Here is a 17172-nt window from a genome sequence, read left to right as displayed (position 1 = left end):
TCAGTCGTTCCTCGCCGTCGCCGCTGGCGTCCGAAGATCGGGGCGATAAGTATCGATGTCCGCGTACTGGACGATTTCCAGCACGTTGCCTTCCGGGTCCCGGCAAAAGGCCAGATAGGTACCCTCACGCACTTCGACGCGCGTCGTGCCTGTCAGGAAACGCGTGGCCTGCCCGATGAGCCTGTCGACGACCGCCTGAATATCGTCGACGATGAAGGTGAGATACATCGTGTTGGGCGCGTCCAGCACCAGACCGTCGCGCGTGTCGGCCCCGGGCGCCTCGGCGGGCGCCAGTAGTTTGATTCGCTCGCCATGGCCGGTCTGCAGGCGCACGACCTTATAGCCGCTCGCGTGCATGGCGGCCTTGCGGGCCATCTCGGGCCCGACGGTGAATTCGCTGATGAAGGTGAAGCCGAGTGTGTGCTCGTAGAAGCTTCGCATGCGCGTGAGGTCACGCACGGCGATGCCGACTTCGAGCGGGGCAAGCATATTTAGCGTCATAGCCGTCCTTTGCGGTTGTCTCACACGAGCGTCATGCTGCGCCCTGGCCTTCCATCGCCAGGCGCACACCTTCGACGACCTCTTCGGTTCTGGCGGCGGCTGCGCGTTCGAGCACCTTCGAAATGCTCGGGGCGGCCTCGGCACCCGTTACGCGTTGCACCGGCTGATCGAGCCAGTCGAAATAGCGTCGCTGGATCTCGTCTGCGAGCCATCCGCCGTACGATGTTCCGCGCGCACCCTGCTCGACAATAAGAACGTTGTTCGTCTTCTTCACACTCGCCTCGATGGTTTCCCAGTCGAGGCTCGCGCGATCCAGCCAGCGAAGATCGATGACGTCGGCGTCGACGTTCGCCTGCGCGATCGCTTCCAGTGAATGTTTCACCATCGACAGATAGGTGATCACGGTCAGATCGTTGCCCGTGCGTCTCAGCACCGCTTTTCCCACCGGCAGGTGATAGTCGAAATCGTCGACCGGAGCGATGCCCGAAGAGGTGTAGAGATCGACATGCTCGATGACCAGCACGGGGTCCTTGCAGGCGAGCGCCGTGTTCATCAGGCCGACATAGTCGAACGGGGTCGAGGGCGCGACGATTCGCCAGCCCGGGTTGGTCGCAAAAATGCCGGCGGGATCCATGGAGTGCTGCGAGCCGTAGCCGCTACCCATCGCCACCTTGGTACGCAGGATGAGCGGCACGTCGCTCTCGCCGCCGAACATATGGCGTGCCTTGCCGATCTGGTTGAACACCTGGTCGGCCGCCACCCACATGAAGTCGGGATACATGAATTCCACCACCGGCTTGTATCGGCCATCGAGCGCCATCCCGCCGCCGAGGCCGACGAAAGCGTTCTCGCTGATCGGCGTGCCCAGCACGCGTTCCGGGAAGCGGTCGCGCAGTCCGCGCGTGGCGCCGCTGGTGCCGCCCTTGAGCCGATGAACGTCTTCACCCATCACGACGATGGACGAGTCCTGCTCCATGCGGCGGCTCATCACGTCCGCCACGACATCGATGAACTTCCGCGTGTCGAGCTTGCCCGGGAAATCGCTCTCGTCCGAGAACCTCAGTCCGGCAAGCTCCTTCAGATCGCTACGAATCCCGACGTCCCGGAAGCTCGGATCGGGCCACAGTTCCGCGCGAATCCGCCGGCTGCCGGCTTTTCCCGCCGGGTCGCGCTCGGTCAGCTCGGCAATCGCCGCTTGCATCGCGTCCCTGACGCGCTGGCGCAACGCGTCGATCTCGTGATCGGCGAGAAGCCCGCGCTCGATCATGTGACGCGCCGTCAGCTCGATCGGATCGCGCGCACGCCATTCCTTCTCCTCTTCCTTGCTGCGATAGCCGAATGCACTGCCCGGGAACGGGCCGTTCTGATGGAAGAAGCGGTACACATCCGCCTCGACGATGGCCGGGCCGTTTCCAGCGCGCATGTGCTGCAGCGCCTCCTGCATCGCGAGGTGGACGGCGAGCGGATCCATGCCGTCGACCTTCCAGCTCGGGATGTTGAATCCCAGCCCGCGCGCGGACAGGCGCGGCTCCGCGGTCGCTTCTTCCACGGTGGTCGAAACGGCATACCGGTTGTTCTCGATGAAGAAGCACAGCGGAAGTTTCCATGCCGCGGCGAGGTTCATCGTCTCGAGCACCGAGCCGATGTTGACGGCGCCGTCGCCGAAATAGGTCACCGCGACCGCATCAGTTGCCGCATGCCGGTTCGCCCACGCGGAACCCGCGGCCAAGGGCACGCCGCCGCCCACGATCGCGTTGGTTCCCAGCGCGCCTGCTTCGGTCCATTGCAGATGCATCGAACCGCCCCTGCCTTTGCAGAAACCTTGAGCGAGACCGAGAATTTCCGCGAGCGTCCGCTGCAGCAAGGTCTGCACCTCGGCCGGAAAAGGCGCGCGGGGATCGATTCCCCCAGGCATCACGAAGCCAAGCGCTTTCGACAGAAACTGGTGATGGCCGCGATGCGAACCATTGACCTGATCGGCGCCGTTGAGCGCGACGATCGACCCCGCGGCGCCGCCCTCCTGGCCGATGCTCGAGTGTGCGGGTCCGTGTACGAGCCCTTCGGCGGCCAGTTCGAGCACGGCTTCCTCGAACCCGCGAATCAGGATCATGTGGCTCAGCAAGGTTCCGAGCAGCGCCGGGTCGGCGCCCGCCCAGTCGGCGTCGGTGGCGCGCAATTCGACCCAGTCGGCCGCCGGGGATAACGCAGTGCGTTCAGGCATGGAGAGTCCTTCAGAAGCGATCGAAAATGTGAGGTGAATCCGGGAAGGGTTTGGCTCAGAAGCCGTCCGCAGTCCAGCCGCCATCCGACACGAGTGCGTGTCCGGTGATGAAGGCCGCCGAATCGGATGCGAGAAACAGCGCGACTTCGGCCATTTCCTGAGGCGTGCCCAGCCGCCCCAGCGGCGTGCGCTGCATGAGTGCGTCCTGGTCGAGCGCGTTGCGCGCGATCAGCGAGTCGACCAATGCCGTGCGCGTGTAACCGGGACAGACAGCGTTGACGCGAACGTTGTACTCGGCCCATTCGGCAGCCAGACTTTTGGTGAGCGAGACGACGCCGGCCTTGGCCGCACAATAGGCGACACGCCGGCTCGACGAAGCCAGGCCCCACATCGAGGCCGTGCTGATGATCACGCCGCTGCGCTGCCGCACCATGCGCCTGCCGGCCGCCTGCGCGGCGAAGAACACACCGGAGAGATCGATGTCGATCGCCCGGCGCCAGTCGGACGGCGTCAGTTCGAGCGCGGGCTTGTTCATCGAAATTCCGGCATTGTTCAGGAGGATGTCGATCCCGCCGAATCGGCCTTCCGCTTTGACGCAAGCGCGTTCCATGGCTTCCGGATCGGTGATGGACGCTTCACACGTTTCGATCTCGACGCCGGGCCATGCCTGCGCGAGTTCCGCGCGAGCCGCCTCGAGCGCGCTCGCATCGATGTCGACGAGCACGAGACGCGCACCATGCCGGGCGAAGCCATGGGCCATGTGGAGCCCGATGCCATTGGCCGCTCCGGTGTTCATGACGACCTTGCCCGCGATGCCGGCGAAACTCGCCGGATTGAAGGGTTGTGCCGATCCGATCCTGCTGTTTGACGTGATGCTCATACGGCTAGCCAGTTCCTGAGGAGTTGGGTGTTTGATGTGAGCTCGTCCGGCGCGCCCTGAAACACGATTCGCCCGTGCCCCATGACGCACACTCTGGTCGATACCTTCAAGGCGATCGTGAGCTTCTGCTCGACCAGAACGATCGACACGCCACGACTGTGGATATCCGCGATCGCCTCGCCGACGGCGGCGACGATCTTCGGCGCGAGACCTTCGGTGGGCTCGTCGATGAGCATCAGCAGAGGATTCCCGAGTAACGAGCGCGACATGGTCAGCATCTGCTGTTCGCCGCCCGAGAGACTTCCGGCCTTCGTGTTGCGTCGCTCCTTGAGGCGCGGAAAATAGTCGAACATCTGCTCGACGGTCCACGACGGGGCGCCCCTGGTCGCGCGCTGCAAGCCCATCTGCAGGTTCTCGTCGACGCTCAGGTTGGCGAAGATCTCGCGCTCCTCCGGAACGTATGCAACGCCGCTACGACAGATCACATGGGGTCGCGCGCCCGCCAGATCGGCATGGCGGAACATGATCTTGCCGCCGGTGGGTCGCACCAGCCCCATGATGGTCTTCAGGGTCGTGGAACGGCCCGCACCATTGCGCCCGAGCAGGCTGACCACTTCTCCACGGTCCACCCGAAAATTCACGCCATGCAGAATGTGGCTTTTTCCATAGTGAGCATGCAGCCCCTCGATGCTTAGCAATTCCGTGCTCGCGCTCATACCGAAACCTCCTCGCCGAGATAGGCTTCCTTCACGCGAGCATCGGCCCGAATCTGATCGGGCGTGCCCGTTGCGATGATTTCGCCATACACCAGCACGCTGACGCGGTCACACAACGAAAACACCACATCCATGTCGTGCTCCACGATCAACACGGTGCGTCCGTGCCCAATCTCGCGAATCAACTTGACGGCGTGATCGGTCTCCTCGTGCGACATGCCGGCCATCGGCTCGTCGAGCAACAGGACCTTCGGCGACGACGCCAGCGACATCGCGATCTCCAGAGAGCGCTGTTCGGAGTACGAGAGTTCGCTCGCGATATGGTCGTATCGATCGCGCAGTCTCACCTGCCCGAGCAGATGCATCGATGCTTCTTCGACGTGGCGCAGGCGATGCGCGAGCTTCCACATCGTGTATTGAAGTCCGTGCTGCCGCATGACGGCCAGACGGACGTTCTCGATGACGCTCAAGCCGGCGAAGATATTCGTGATCTGAAACGACCGCGAGAGCCCCTGCTGATTGACCTTTTCGGGCGGCAGGCCGGCAATCGGCTTTCCATCGAGCAGAATCTGTCCGCTCGTGGGTGCGAGGTTTCCCGAGATCAGGTGGAACAGCGTCGATTTACCGGCTCCGTTCGGCCCGATGACGCCGTGAATCTCGCCGGCGTGAGCATCGAAATGAAGGCCGCGAATGATCTCGATATCACCGAACGACTTGCGGACATCGCGTAGGGAAAGAATGGCTGTGCTGGTCACGTCGGCGTCTCCTCTGCTCGAATCGCGTCCGCCGTGGCATTGGGGCCGGGGCGCGATGTTCGATCCTTGATCCGTGCCCACGCCCGGCTGGCGGCTCGCGCCGAGCCGGCTCCGATCGCGATCAGCGCGGCTGGCACGAGCCACGTCAGAGCGGACGCCGGGACCCATTCGGCGCCGAACAGACTGACGAGCGGAAGACCGCCGGCGTTACCGGGAACGGCAAGCGCGCGATAGTCCTGAGCGAACAGCCGCTGAGCCAGTTCGATGAGGAATACCGTCCCGGCCGTGATGGCCATGCCCGCCGTCGCGTAGAGCACCATGGTCGGAAGCATCGAGCGAAGACCATGCGTCCTCAGATTGCTCGACACGGCGCCGACCAGGCCCGAGAGTCCGCTTGGCATGAACAGCATCACCGCGGCAAACAGGAGACCTTGATAGAGCAGCCACGAGCGCGTGAGGTCCGACACTGCGTAACCGAAAAAGGTCATGACGGCGGCGCCCAATGCGGGTCCGAGAAAGGTCGTCGCACCGCCGATGTAGGTATTGAGAACGACCGCCGCCGATACGCTTCCTTCGAAGACGACGTAGTTGGCGCCTTCCATGTTGATCGCCTGCAGCGCGCCCGCGATCCCGCTGAACATCGTCGAAACCGCGAAAACCAGAACGCTCAGCCGATGGGTGTCGTAGCCCAGAAAACGCAAACGGTGGGCGTTTTCGCGCAGGCCCAGAGCGAGCCGGCCGGTTGGCGTGAGCGTGAAGAAATACAGCAACGCCATCGACACGAGCACCCACGCAAGCGTCAGGTAGTAGACCTGGACACTGTCCGCGAAGGTGAAGCCCCACGCGGGATTGCGCATCGTCGAGAGTCCGGCCTCGCCGCCGAAATAGCCTTTGAGGTGTGGTGCGAGCGAGTGCAGCAGTTCGGCGAGCGCCAGCGTCACCATGGCGAAGTACACGCCTGTGCGTCGGGTCGCGAACCATCCCACCACCGAACCCGAAACGAGGCCCGCTGCCGCGCCGATCAGGGGCAACAGCGGTGTAGGCAGAAGGCCGCTGCCTCCGAGCGCGTTCATCGCCTGAACGGTCGCAAAGGCACCGATCCCCAGATACGCGGCGTGACCGAAAGACAGGAGACCGGCCTGGCCTGCAAGCAGATTGAACGCGCATGCGAACAGCACGGCGATCAGCATGGCGATTGACGCGTTCAGCAGCGATGCGGGAAGCAGCATGGGCAAGGCGATCAACAGGATCGTCCCGAAGCCGACCAGCGTTACTCTTGATCCGGGCATGTTCACTCCTTCTCCCCTTTGAGGCCCGACGGACGGACGAGCAGAATAAGCAGCATGAGCGCGAAGGGAATCGTCGCCGACATGCTCGAGACTTTCAGCGTCAGCAGCCCGCCGATCGAATTCGCCCAGTCCTTTGCGCCGACGAGTGCAAGGAGGTCGGACAGGCTGTAGTCGATTCCCACCGATACGGAAGTCACCACACCGATCAGCAAGGAGGCGAACATGGCGCCTTCCAGCGAGCCGAGCCCGCCCACGACGACCACCACGAAAACCATCACTCCGAGTTCGAGCGCCATGTTCGGGCTGGTCGTATAGAAGGCACCCGCCACCGCGCCAGCCAGGCCTGCCAGTGCGGCGCCAAAGCCAAACACGCACATGAACACGAGCGGCACGTTATGTCCCAGCGCGCCGACCATGCGCGGCCGGTACATCGCCGATCGGACGACGATGCCGACACGCGTACGCGTGAGCAGCAGGAAGATCGTGGCGAACATCGCAAGGGCGATGATGCCGATCAGGATGCGATAGAACGGATAGCTCGTGGCGCCCAGGCTGAAGGCGGAAAAATCGAGCGAAGGCGGAACGTGATAATCGACGGGGAAATTGCCGAAGAAGAGCTTGATCAACTCCGCGATCGTGAAAGAAAGACCATAGGTGAGCAAAAGCTCGTGCGCATGACCGAGATGATGTACCCGTCTGAGAAAAAAGCGTTCCACGAGTACGCCGATCAGTCCCACCATGAGCGGCGACATGATCAGGGCCGGCCAGAATCCGACGACGCCTTGCAAGTTATAGGCGAAGTAGGCGCCCAGCATATAGAAGGAAGCGTGGGCGAAATTCAGGATACCCATCATGCCGAAAATCAGCGTGAGCCCTGCCGACACCATGAACAGCAATAAACCGTAAATGATGCCGTTGAATAGTCCGACGACGAATTGATCCATGAAAACATCCCTCGCGCTCGCGTGACACTTCGAGAGCGATCAGTTCGGCAATTGATTGATTCGAGCTTCGTCAGGCGGCCGGCTTGCGGCCGCTGATCGATCACGCGTGTTCCGTGCTACTCGGGTCGTACCATCTTGCAACTGGCTTGCGCGGGCGTGGCTGCCTGCGCGGCGCTGAAGGTCTTGACGGGTTTGAAGCCCATATTCGTCCCGTCGACTTTGTACTTCGCGTCGTTGGCGACGACCGACACGACCATCGGCAGCAGTACCTGGTGATCGGTAGCCCGAATACTCATTTCGCCGAGCGGCGATTTGAATGTCGTCTTCTCCAGCGCGATGGCGAGCTCGCGCGTGCTGAGCTTGCCGTCTCGAGGCTTCACGTTTTTCAGCGCGGCTCCGAGCATCTGCACGCCAAAGACGGCTTGCGGTTCGATGAAGGACGGATAGTGCCCCTGCTTTGCCTTGAAGTCGTTGGCGAACTGGTCGCCGCCCGCACCGGCAGCCTCGGCATTGAACGGATGAGCGATGTAGTCGCCCAATGCGGCATCACCCGCGTTGCCCAGATTGCCGGGCTGATCCAGGAACACGGTGGCGAATCGCGCCTTCGAGCCGGACGCCTTGCTGGCCTTCATCAGCAAAAGCAGATCGCCGGACCAGTTCCCCGTAATGACCGTGGTGGCCTTCGATGCGGATATCTTTGCGATATACGGCGAGAAATCCTGGATCTTGTTCACGTCGTGCAGCGTTTTCTCGACCACCTGATATCCGCCGGGACCCGCGTAGTCGTCGATGGCTTGCTGCATGTCTTCTCCCCACGAGTAATTCTGATTCATGGAGTAGACGCGCGTGCCTAACGCATTGAGCGGCTTCATCGCATCGACGAGCGCCTTGACGCGAATCTGCGCATTGGTGGCGAACTTGAAGGTGTAGAAGTTGCACTTCGCGCCGGCCAGCTCCATCGCCTCGCCGCCCAGATTCAGGAAGATGATTTCCTTTCCCGGATTGCGAATGTTGAACTTGCGTACATCCTCGGTGAGCTGGCCCGATACGGCGGACGATGCACCTTGCAAGACGATCTGCGCGCCATCGGCAATGGCCGATTTCAACTTGTCCGATGCCCCGGCGGGACCACCCTGGTTGTCGTAATCGACGAGCGTGATCTTTTCGCCATTCCAGCCGCCCGCCTCATTGATGCCGTCGATCGCGTATCGCGCCGCGGCACGGAACATGAGTCCGGTAGAGGCTTGCGGTCCGGACAACGTTTCGACCATCGCGATTTTGATCGGCGCGGCGGAGGCCGCGGTGCTCGCAACCAAACTCGCAGCGAATGCCGCCAACCGAAGCGGAAAAGCCCTGCCGCCCATAAGTGTCTCCTGTTTTTTTATTGGCTGTCTGCGCCCGAGGCGCCATCCGAAGTGGTTCGACCAGATACTGAATTGGTCGGACAGGTTAAATATACAAAGCTGCGTCAGGCCCGTCAACGGGTCACATGGGTTGGTCGGGTTTACGATATAGAGGATTGGGCATCGGTCAGCCGTCGGCTCCTTGAGATAATTTTTATTCATTTAAAACATCTAGTTATCTTTTAAATCGCCAGTTATTTTCGAAGAAAAGTGAGAGCCGATTCTTTGTTCTCACTGAAGAATCGTGCTACATTTTCTGTAAGACCAGTTGTGGAAATTGAGGAATTCGAGTGGCACAAACCCCAGCTAAACAAGCCGATCAACTGGCTGAAGACGTCGAGACCCGGCATTTGCCCGATGAGATCGCTGCACGTCTGAACCAGGCGATCGCATCCGGAGAATTCGCTGTCGGTGATCGCCTTCCAAGTGAGCGACTGCTTTGCGAGCAGTTCTCCGTGAGTCGCGCGGTTGTTCGAGAGGCGCTTTCGCAGCTGAAATCGGAAGGTCTCGTCACCTCCAGGGCAGGTAGCGGCGTGTTCGTCACCGAGCGCAACCAGCGACAGGCATTTCGCATTCAGGATGTCGTGGTCAACGAGACAGACTCGCTCGCACTCGTACTGGAACTTCTCGTGACGATCGAAGTGGCTTCCACTCGCCTCGCCGCATTGAGACGTACGCCGGAAGATCTCAAGAAAATCCGCCGCGCCCTGGTGGGGATGGAATACGAGATCGCCAACGATCGGCTGGGCGACGAAGAAGACTTTGCCTTTCATCAGGCCATCGTCCACGCCACGCACAATCCTCACTTTCAGGCATTGAGCGAACATCTGGAGCACGGCGCCCGACGGGTGATTCGGCAAGCCAGAAGCAATACGAAGAACAATCACGCCGATCTGGTGGAAGACGTGCAGAAGGAGCACAAGGCCATCTACGACGCGATCAGTGCAGGCAATGCGGAACAAGCAGAGCTTGCTGCGGAAACGCATCTCCGGAACGCGGCGAAGAGGCTGGATGTCTATCTCACGAAGTAAGGAACGGCTTGTCGTTTAGTGAGGGCGGATCTGCGGTTGTGGGTGCGCATCCGAGACGTGGCGGCCGGCTTGGTGAGATATTCGATTCTTGCTTTGAATGCCTGGAGTGGCATCCGAGCGGGCCGCGCGGTCAGCGGTTTTGACTAAGGCGGCTTCGGGCTTGGCTTTGATTGATCTTTCGTTGCGTTGGGGCGAAGGCGCGTTTGCCACGCTGCGCTTCTGGTTCTTAAGTTTCGTCTTGCAAGGTCATCAGCTGTAGCGTCGGTCAGCCTGTTTGATTGGATGGTTGATTGACGCCTGTAGCTACTGAGGCTTTCCATCTTCCAGCGGTCGATGCGGCGTACTTCTCGACAAGGTCCGCCTGCTCGACGGGCTCGGCCGTAAGCTCGTCGTTCGGATGATTCAGCACGGTCGAACGAACTGCATCGTGTGTCTTTCCAATCCCCCCTATCAGGGGATTGGCCACGTCGGTCAGTCGCGAGATCAAACGGATGCCGCGGCGAGCGTTCCCGAAGGCAGTGCATTACTATCGCCTGCATGGACTTGCCAGACACGTGCGCTTTGGGGATTAAGCGTGATGGTCATCGAATTCTCGGTGGACGCGACGATCCCATGTGCCGGCCGATTCCCGCGTCACTATGCCCGTCGCGTGCTGGTACGCCGGCGCAGGTTCGTCGATTGTGCCGTTGCCGGCGAGTGCCGCTCATTTGACGCTCGATGCTGCTCGTCTCCTAATGATCAACCTGCACGTATTGATTTCCGAGGGCGCAGGCACTTCGAGAATGATCGGTGAGATCGCGTTGGATATCGCGATTCATGTTCTTGCAAACGCACGACGATTGCGTCGGACATGTGTTTCGCCGGTCTCCGCTAACAACGGGCTGAAGGTCAGGGTGTCATGTTCGACACATTTGCGCCGGCATGTCTGCGTCGCTCGCGATCCGCGACAGTTAGACCGCAGAGCGGAGGGTGGTGAACATCATTGATGTCGTCATCGTCCGAGTGACCGCGGAGTGAAAGCCAAACCACGCCCAGTACGTCCGCGTGAGACTGCCTGCGACATCCGTGAAAGCTTCACTTCCGCTTAAAAACCGTGCTTTGTTTTAGACTTCCTGCGAGCTTGTTGCCGCCCCGAATGAGGAAAATGTGTTGCTCGAAACGAATTGCGTGTTTTTTGACACGAACGACTCGGCATCGCGACGAGAGGGGCTATTCCGGGTGGATGGCTGGGTTTTTGGCGAAGACTTCATCACGGCCCGTGAAACATTCAAATTTCACGCGCAATTTTATCTGTATTTTTCTTTATAATCAGCTAGTTATCTAATATAGCTGCGATTTCACCTCTGTTTCACGGCAGGGTTTGCATTAGACAGTGCGCGACAAAATTGACCATCATGAGGCGCTGGCAAGCTGGAGTTGATCGACTCAGACCTCCTCGAGCGGGCCTGGGGTCCGGTGTGCGCAGAGCGGTCCTCGCAATTCGCCGTTCGTTTTGCTCCGATAAGAAATCGGCTCACTCAGCTGATCCCGGATTATCTGCGTTCGCCTTCTCAGGCATCTTTGTCTACCTTGCGTGGCTCATATTTCAATCGAGATATGAGCTGCTCTGGGACATCGTGGTTCCGTTCCCATCAGCATAGTTACGGTTGGCCGAGCTGGTGATCTGCTCTTGCCACGAGCCGTCTGCTCAAGAGACTCCGGTTCGTCTGACCGGTCATGGCTATCGTTTTGTCGAAAGAGACGCCGCCATGCCTCCACGTTTTCGCTTCTCCAAACGCTCCACCTGACAGCGAATCTTAGGTCGTCTTCAACAGACTCCCCGGTTGACGAAGCCGGTGACACATCCTCGGCGTGTTCGACCTTTGATAGCGACAAGGGATCCACGCGGGTCGAACACGGTATCTGTGAAATTTGCGGGAGGTTAGTTACTTCGGTTGATCACCGGCTGAAGACGGGGTCGGGCCGTCGCCTTAGTCCGTGTGCAGGGAGACGGATCCCCAAGATGTGGCGAGGACGAACATCGTGGAACATCTATGAGACCGCTGACCACGGTCCGCCGCCAGACGTTCGTGGCGAGAGTTCAGGCATAAGTGGTTTTCGCCCCGGCTGCAAATCGATTTCAGAATGCACAGCAACCGCGACCAGCGACGCGAAGCCCTGACAACGTGGAGGCGGCACATTGCTGGCAGGCTGAATGACGATAGCGCTTATTTGCCGGATTGGAAGTACCGCCCGCGAACTTATATGACGCCGGAAGTTGACAGTCACATGTCATCAGCATTCACAGGACTCTGATGCAGGCTTTCGCGATCCGGCCGCAATCTGTCATTAGCGTCGGTTCATGAGCGGCGACTCGAGCACGCGGCGTCATCTGGCCTCAGATTGGGTGTCCGTCCCGGAGTCAGCACTTGGGAGGTAATGGCGTTCGTAGCTACTGCGCAAACACTTAAGGAATGAACCTGTGCTAAGAGGTTTCGCTGCGCGAAGTCGCATCGTTGTATTTTGACCGCGGCGTGTTCAGAGCGGGTCGAGTGTCCCAAGTCGGGACACTTTGGCCTTCATTCGAATCGTAAAGGCTCAGATCCTTTATCTCCTACCCCGCTCGAGATACCTGTCTGCGTCTCGGGATTCTCTGTCGTCGGCCCATGAAGGGGTCTCAGCCTCGTTCGCCAAATATAACGCCGGATCCGGAAAGCCGTGAGTCCTTGTCTCCACGCGTAGCGACTTGAACTGTGCCAAGCTTTCACGTTTTCCGGTATGACGTTAGCGGGCTACTGACAACGTGCGCGCTGCGGCGCGCGCCAACGGTATCCGGTGCTTCTGCTACGCGCAGGGTTAGGTCAGCACTGGCTAGGCGCCGACCGAGCGACAATCTGTGGGAGGCTGATCCCACGATCGTCGGCAGGCCGGTCGAGAGGATAAGCAGACCCGGCGCCATCGGCGCTGAATTCAAGTGTCCCAAGTCGGGACACGAGGCGGCGGCTTAACAACGTCGTCCACGGACGGAAGCCCGTCTTTAAGTGTCCCAACTCGGGACACCCGCCCTCAGTTATCGCCCGCAAACAATTGGACAATCAAATCCCTGATCCGCCTCTCGCGGTCTGTTGTCAGCGCACCGGTCTTGATTTTCACAGTGAGACCCGCAGCGTCCTTGGTAATCGAACCGGCCTGTGCCCCTCCCGCGAATATCTTATCGATGCTCCGCTCCCCCGCAGGCGCTTTCGGTCCGCTCGTGCTGTCGAGTGCATGCTTGATTGCCTTCGCAAACTTGGACTGATCTAACTCTCCGGAAACGACTTGAGCCCAAAGCGTTCTGGTTCCTTCAATCGCCGCGCTGTCTTTGTTGCGCAGGACTGAAACAACCGCTTCCGCCGCACTGGCTCCTAGCAAGCGCGGTTGCACTTCGAGATCCTGGACTACGAACTGCGGCAATTCAGCGAAAGCGAGAAATCGATATAGTTCTGATCGAGAAATCCCCAACGCTTCCGCCATACGCTTCCGGTTCGGAAACTCGCGCTCCGTCTGTCGAATCGAGCGCGAGATTTCGTAGTCGCACAAATCCTCACGCGCGACATTCTCGACCAAGGCAAGCATTGCCATTTCTTCGTCCGACAGATCCACGACGAGCGCCTTGATCGTCGCCAGCCCAATCATCTTGTGGGCGCGCCAGCGGCGCTCGCCGGCGACAATCTGAAATCCTGCTCCCGAACGCCGCACGATGATCGGCTGAACCAGTCCGGTCTCCCGAATCGACTCGGCCAGTTGCGAAAGCTTCGCATCGTTAAAAACCTGGCGAGGCTGCCACGGGTTCGGCGTCATCTCCGAGACCGAGGCCTCGAGTGCAGGGCCCACCTTCTCCAGCACCGCAATCCTCTGTTGGGCCGCTGCAAGCGCGCCCGCCATGCCAGGCGCGGTTCGAGGGCTGCCTGACCTTTCTTGCTGCGGATCTAACTTGATGTCTTTCGCCGCTCTGACTTCAGCGGTCTTGTTCATCATCCGGTCTCGAAGACTGCTCATTGTCCTTCCCTCCATTGCGCCACGTATTGGTCATCAATCCATTTGCAGTAATCCACCATTGGCTGTTTAACCCGCGCGAGCGTCTTCGCCACGGTTTCAGCGCGGGACAGATCAAAGACAGTCGAGAAAGCGAGCGCGCCGTTGCTCATTACCGAACTCGCTGGGATCTCTGTCGTGTGAAGCCAATCGCCGTATGCACGCTGAGACCAGGAACGGACCACTGGTGCCGAGGACGTGCTTCCATAATCCACACGCGACAGAAGAACAGACACGAAATCGTAAGACTTGTCGACCTCATGCTCCACGAAACCATTCGCCACTTCCGCAAACAATGACCAGAACGATACGGATGAAATGAAATCAAGACTTTCGGGAACCAACGGCATGACCATGGCGTCCGCCGCCATCAAACCATTCAACGTCAGATAGGAGAGTGACGGCGCCGTGTCCAGAATGATGTAGTCATACTGCGCGCGAAGAGGCTCGATACCTTTGCGCAAAACCGACCAGAATTCGAAGTTCGGATTTGTCTTCTGCGCAGCGGGCAGGTGAAACTCGGCGTCATGCAGATAGTTGTGAGCCGGAATGACATCGAGCCCGTCCCAATAGGTGCTCTGGACCTTCGACTCAATGCCGCCTTCCAAATCAGGATCATAGATGTAGGGGAGCACCGTATCCTCCCAAGTGACATCTTTCTCTGCGTACAGACCACACAGTTCCGACAGCGAGGCTTGTGGATCCAGATCGATCATCAGCACTTTCCGGCCACGCAAGCTCAGCCCCTGACCGATGCACATCGAAGTCGTCGTCTTGCACGATCCGCCTTTAAAATTTGCAGTGATCAGCACGCGACCGCGATGTTCTCGCGTGCCGCTCACCAAGGGCGTTTGATAGATATCGGATACCTGCTGGACCCAAGAGCGAGCGTCCTTCAAGGAGAAAGTACGAGCGCGGCCAGTGCCCTGAACTTCGCCAGGCGGCAGCTCGGATCCTTCTTTGGTCGCCAGATAGTTGATCTTTTGACGATCAATCCCGCACATCTCCGATAGTTCGCCTATCGTGAAAATCGGGGCGGTCTTGCGTGGCCGAGGCGCAAGTATCTGATCGCGCAATTCGTTCGTCATGACCGACAAACGCTCTGCAAAATCTCCGAGATTCGAGAGTTTCACTCTGCGGTCGATTCCAGGCAGTTCGCTCAAGCTCATTTTCGGCTACTTCCTTGTTATGCACGGTGAGGTGTTTTTCCTACGGTCAGCGCCATTTTTACGGTTTTCAGTAGGCTAGACGTGGAACCGTAGAATACTAGGAAGGCCGACAAAACGCCATGCGAGAGGACTCGATTAGCCGTCATCCATAGGTCATGACGTTTTTTGTATAAAAAACAGATAGTTAAGAACCATTAGAGTGCGAGAACTTTTCGAAAGTGCACCCGCGCCGGCTCCAAAAAAGATTGCTAGATAGGGGTACTCGCCGCAAGCGCACACAAATCACCTCACCAAGCCTGACGGGACAGAGCAATGCCGTTCGGCTCTCTACCGCGTTGCACATATCTCCTCACCTCAGAGTGGCATCGAATTGCTCCTCAGCTTCCTTATGTTCAAGTTCTCGATCTGGCTGCCGGCGAACCGAACCGATGTACCGGTGACTTCAGGTTTGTTAGTGTTTACTCATGAAGAAAAGACAAGCAACAACTAACAGCGAAATCAATTTCTGATATAAATCAACCGCTTATCTTCGCAAAGTGCCGTTTCTTGTGCCCATGGTGATGTTGATTGAGCGGCAAAGTGCCCTGTTTACCCCGTCAACGTGCGCTTCTTTGAGATCGATGGTGCCCTTTCTTGTTTCAGACGGTGAGGCGAATTGTGCGACTCAGCCTTCAAGGTGAAGTCTTTTGTGGCTACAACTCAATAAGGTGAGGTCTTGTGTGTTGACAGCTCACCGTGCCGAAGGTACCGTTCGCTTCACAATCAAAATGAATGATGAGGCAACGGAATGGCGACAGGCAGTCAGGTAGCAACGTCACGACAGTTGGCGCTTGCCTTATTTGACGATGCAAACACCGAGGGCCTGCCGGTCGACACAGCGCGAACCGACATCGGCTTTGCGCGAAAGAACGTGCTCATTCGTATCGTCGATCTCGGCGTCGCTGCGCGACGACTGATCGACGCAGCCTACTTCGTTGTCGCCCAGGAGGAAAAGGTTCAGGACCTGTATGACGTCGAGCTTGATTACTTCAAGTGGCTCATGCGTTATTCGAGTCGAAACAACGCTCACCTGGAGCAAGTCATTACCGAGGCTCAGAGAGCGCTCATTCAGGCGACCGCCGAGGCAGAAGCCGACGGGACGAAGCCGTTCGGGTCGGTGCAACTGATCGGTCGGATTTCGTACGTGGGAGGGCGCTTTCAATTTCGCGTCCCTCCGGATCTGATCGGCATTATCCGCGGACCGGGCAAATCGCACTGGTTGAGTTTGCGGATAACGTCGCTCTTTACACTCAGCTATGCCCGAGTCATGTATGACCATCTGCTGCCTTATGCATCAGAGGGCATCACTGATTGGTACACCCTGGATGAGCTTCGTGCCTGGCAAGGCTCGATGGGAGCCAAGGCACAGGAGTTCAAGTATTTCAAGCGCGATTGGCTCGCACCCGCGGTCGAGCAAATCAATGAGGTCTCAGATCTTCATATCGCGTTCGAGACGCGAAACGAGCCGGGTTCTCGGAAGATCGCTCGCATGCGGTTTCGGGTCGCTCGAAAGGAGATGGCGGAGCGCCTGCTTCAGACGCATGAGGATGCCCAGGCGCTCTATCAAACCCTGAAGCAAGAGATCGGCTTATCGAGTGCGCAGCTCAATCAGATTGCGTCCGACAGAGAGACGTTTACCGACGAGCGCCTGCAGCAGGCCATAGAGCGGACGCGCTTCAGCCTCAAACTGGGCAAGGTGTCCAAGAGTCCCGCGGGCTTCTTCATGAAGGCATTGAAAGAGGGATGGCTCGTCTCCGATGCGGAAAGGCAAATGGTCCAGATCCAGGAGGGGTTGGCGCTGTCGGAACGCAGAGAAGCTGAAGCCAAGAAACAATCCGAGAGCCGGCGCGCGCTGCAATTCGCCGCTCAGGACGCTCACGCGCAGAGCAAGGTCGTCAATGAGGTTCGGCGAGGATGGGAGGTCTATGAGAACGCAACGCAGAAACAGCGCGAGGACTGGCGCCGTACCTATCGATCGAGCCCGGCGGGCAAGTTGACGCTGCGCAGACTCGGGATCGACTCATCGACCGAGTTGTCTGAAGCGCTCGTTAATCAATATCCCGATTTGCGCGATGGATTCTCCGGATACGTCTATAGCAAGACGCGAACGGAACTCAGCAGAGAGGGTTGACGAGGTCTGCGAGCGGCTAGACGAGCCGGACCGACCCAGG

The 17172-nt window shown here is 59.1% G+C and carries 12 protein-coding genes; 2 read left to right on the top strand and 10 right to left on the bottom strand.

Features of this window, described 5'->3' with window-relative positions:
• The 8 genes from BRPE64_RS30540 to BRPE64_RS30505 form a co-directional block, all read right to left on the bottom strand.
• Complete coding sequence (locus BRPE64_RS30540) at positions 1-489, bottom strand: VOC family protein (RefSeq protein WP_016355524.1); 489 nt, start codon at positions 487-489, stop codon at positions 1-3.
• A gap of 43 nt (positions 490-532) precedes the next feature.
• On the bottom strand, positions 533-2722 hold the full coding sequence (locus BRPE64_RS30535) for an alpha-ketoacid dehydrogenase subunit alpha/beta (RefSeq protein ID WP_016355523.1): 2190 nt from the start codon (positions 2720-2722) through the stop codon (positions 533-535).
• Positions 2723-2777: 55 nt separating this feature from the next.
• Entirely contained in the window at positions 2778-3602 is an 825-nt protein-coding gene (locus BRPE64_RS30530) for an SDR family NAD(P)-dependent oxidoreductase (protein ID WP_016355522.1), read from the bottom strand.
• Complete coding sequence (locus BRPE64_RS30525) at positions 3599-4318, bottom strand: ABC transporter ATP-binding protein (RefSeq protein ID WP_016355521.1); 720 nt, start codon at positions 4316-4318, stop codon at positions 3599-3601. The genes BRPE64_RS30530 and BRPE64_RS30525 overlap by 4 nt, the downstream gene beginning before the upstream one ends.
• The gene (locus BRPE64_RS30520; protein ID WP_016355520.1) at positions 4315-5073 is read right to left on the bottom strand and encodes an ABC transporter ATP-binding protein; all 759 of its coding nucleotides are present in this window, start codon (positions 5071-5073) and stop codon (positions 4315-4317) included. Before BRPE64_RS30520 ends, BRPE64_RS30525 begins: the two co-directional genes overlap by 4 nt.
• Positions 5070-6362 carry a branched-chain amino acid ABC transporter permease gene (locus tag BRPE64_RS30515; RefSeq protein ID WP_044044012.1) on the bottom strand — a complete coding sequence of 431 codons (1293 nt, stop codon included), beginning with the start codon at positions 6360-6362 and terminating at the stop codon, positions 5070-5072. The genes BRPE64_RS30520 and BRPE64_RS30515 overlap by 4 nt, the downstream gene beginning before the upstream one ends.
• 2 nt (positions 6363-6364) lie before the next feature.
• Positions 6365-7306 (bottom strand): branched-chain amino acid ABC transporter permease, encoded by a 942-nt coding sequence (locus tag BRPE64_RS30510; RefSeq protein WP_016355518.1) that lies wholly within the window; start codon positions 7304-7306, stop codon positions 6365-6367.
• A gap of 116 nt (positions 7307-7422) precedes the next feature.
• Positions 7423-8871, bottom strand: coding sequence for a branched-chain amino acid ABC transporter substrate-binding protein (locus tag BRPE64_RS30505; protein WP_016355517.1), 1449 nt, complete (start codon positions 8869-8871; stop codon positions 7423-7425).
• 128 nt (positions 8872-8999) lie between these two features.
• Here BRPE64_RS30505 and BRPE64_RS30500 point away from each other — a divergent pair, with 128 nt between their 5' ends.
• Entirely contained in the window at positions 9000-9740 is a 741-nt protein-coding gene (locus tag BRPE64_RS30500; protein WP_016355516.1) for a FadR/GntR family transcriptional regulator, read from the top strand.
• A gap of 3045 nt (positions 9741-12785) precedes the next feature.
• Here the strand turns inward: BRPE64_RS30500 and BRPE64_RS30495 are convergent.
• Together BRPE64_RS30495 and BRPE64_RS30490 are read right to left on the bottom strand one after the other, a co-directional pair.
• Positions 12786-13757 (bottom strand): ParB/RepB/Spo0J family partition protein, encoded by a 972-nt coding sequence (locus BRPE64_RS30495; protein ID WP_044044008.1) that lies wholly within the window; start codon positions 13755-13757, stop codon positions 12786-12788.
• On the bottom strand, positions 13754-14962 hold the full coding sequence (locus tag BRPE64_RS30490; protein ID WP_016355509.1) for a ParA family protein: 1209 nt from the start codon (positions 14960-14962) through the stop codon (positions 13754-13756). Before BRPE64_RS30490 ends, BRPE64_RS30495 begins: the two co-directional genes overlap by 4 nt.
• A 787-nt stretch (positions 14963-15749) precedes the next feature.
• Between BRPE64_RS30490 and BRPE64_RS30485 the strand changes: the two genes are divergently transcribed.
• Positions 15750-17132 (top strand): replication initiation protein, encoded by a 1383-nt coding sequence (locus BRPE64_RS30485; protein WP_016355508.1) that lies wholly within the window; start codon positions 15750-15752, stop codon positions 17130-17132.
• The last annotated feature ends 40 nt before the right edge of the window (positions 17133-17172 follow it).

Origin of the sequence: Caballeronia insecticola (assembly GCF_000402035.1) — a bacterium.
GTDB lineage: Bacteria > Pseudomonadota > Gammaproteobacteria > Burkholderiales > Burkholderiaceae > Caballeronia > Caballeronia insecticola.
This window is presented reverse-complemented; position numbering and strand designations above follow the sequence as displayed.

Coding starts and splice junctions, on each gene's coding strand:
- BRPE64_RS30495 (WP_044044008.1), bottom strand. CDS start 13,757: ATGAGCAGTCTTCGAGACCGGATGATGAACAAGACCGCTGAAGTCAGA.
- BRPE64_RS30505 (WP_016355517.1), bottom strand. CDS start 8,871: ATGAATAAAAATTATCTCAAGGAGCCGACGGCTGACCGATGCCCAATC.
- BRPE64_RS30530 (WP_016355522.1), bottom strand. CDS start 3,602: ATGAGCATCACGTCAAACAGCAGGATCGGATCGGCACAACCCTTCAAT.
- BRPE64_RS30510 (WP_016355518.1), bottom strand. CDS start 7,306: ATGGATCAATTCGTCGTCGGACTATTCAACGGCATCATTTACGGTTTA.
- BRPE64_RS30535 (WP_016355523.1), bottom strand. CDS start 2,722: ATGCCTGAACGCACTGCGTTATCCCCGGCGGCCGACTGGGTCGAATTG.
- BRPE64_RS30540 (WP_016355524.1), bottom strand. CDS start 489: ATGCTTGCCCCGCTCGAAGTCGGCATCGCCGTGCGTGACCTCACGCGC.
- BRPE64_RS30490 (WP_016355509.1), bottom strand. CDS start 14,962: ATGAGCTTGAGCGAACTGCCTGGAATCGACCGCAGAGTGAAACTCTCG.
- BRPE64_RS30525 (WP_016355521.1), bottom strand. CDS start 4,318: ATGAGCGCGAGCACGGAATTGCTAAGCATCGAGGGGCTGCATGCTCAC.
- BRPE64_RS30515 (WP_044044012.1), bottom strand. CDS start 6,362: ATGCCCGGATCAAGAGTAACGCTGGTCGGCTTCGGGACGATCCTGTTG.
- BRPE64_RS30485 (WP_016355508.1), top strand. CDS start 15,750: ATGGCGACAGGCAGTCAGGTAGCAACGTCACGACAGTTGGCGCTTGCC.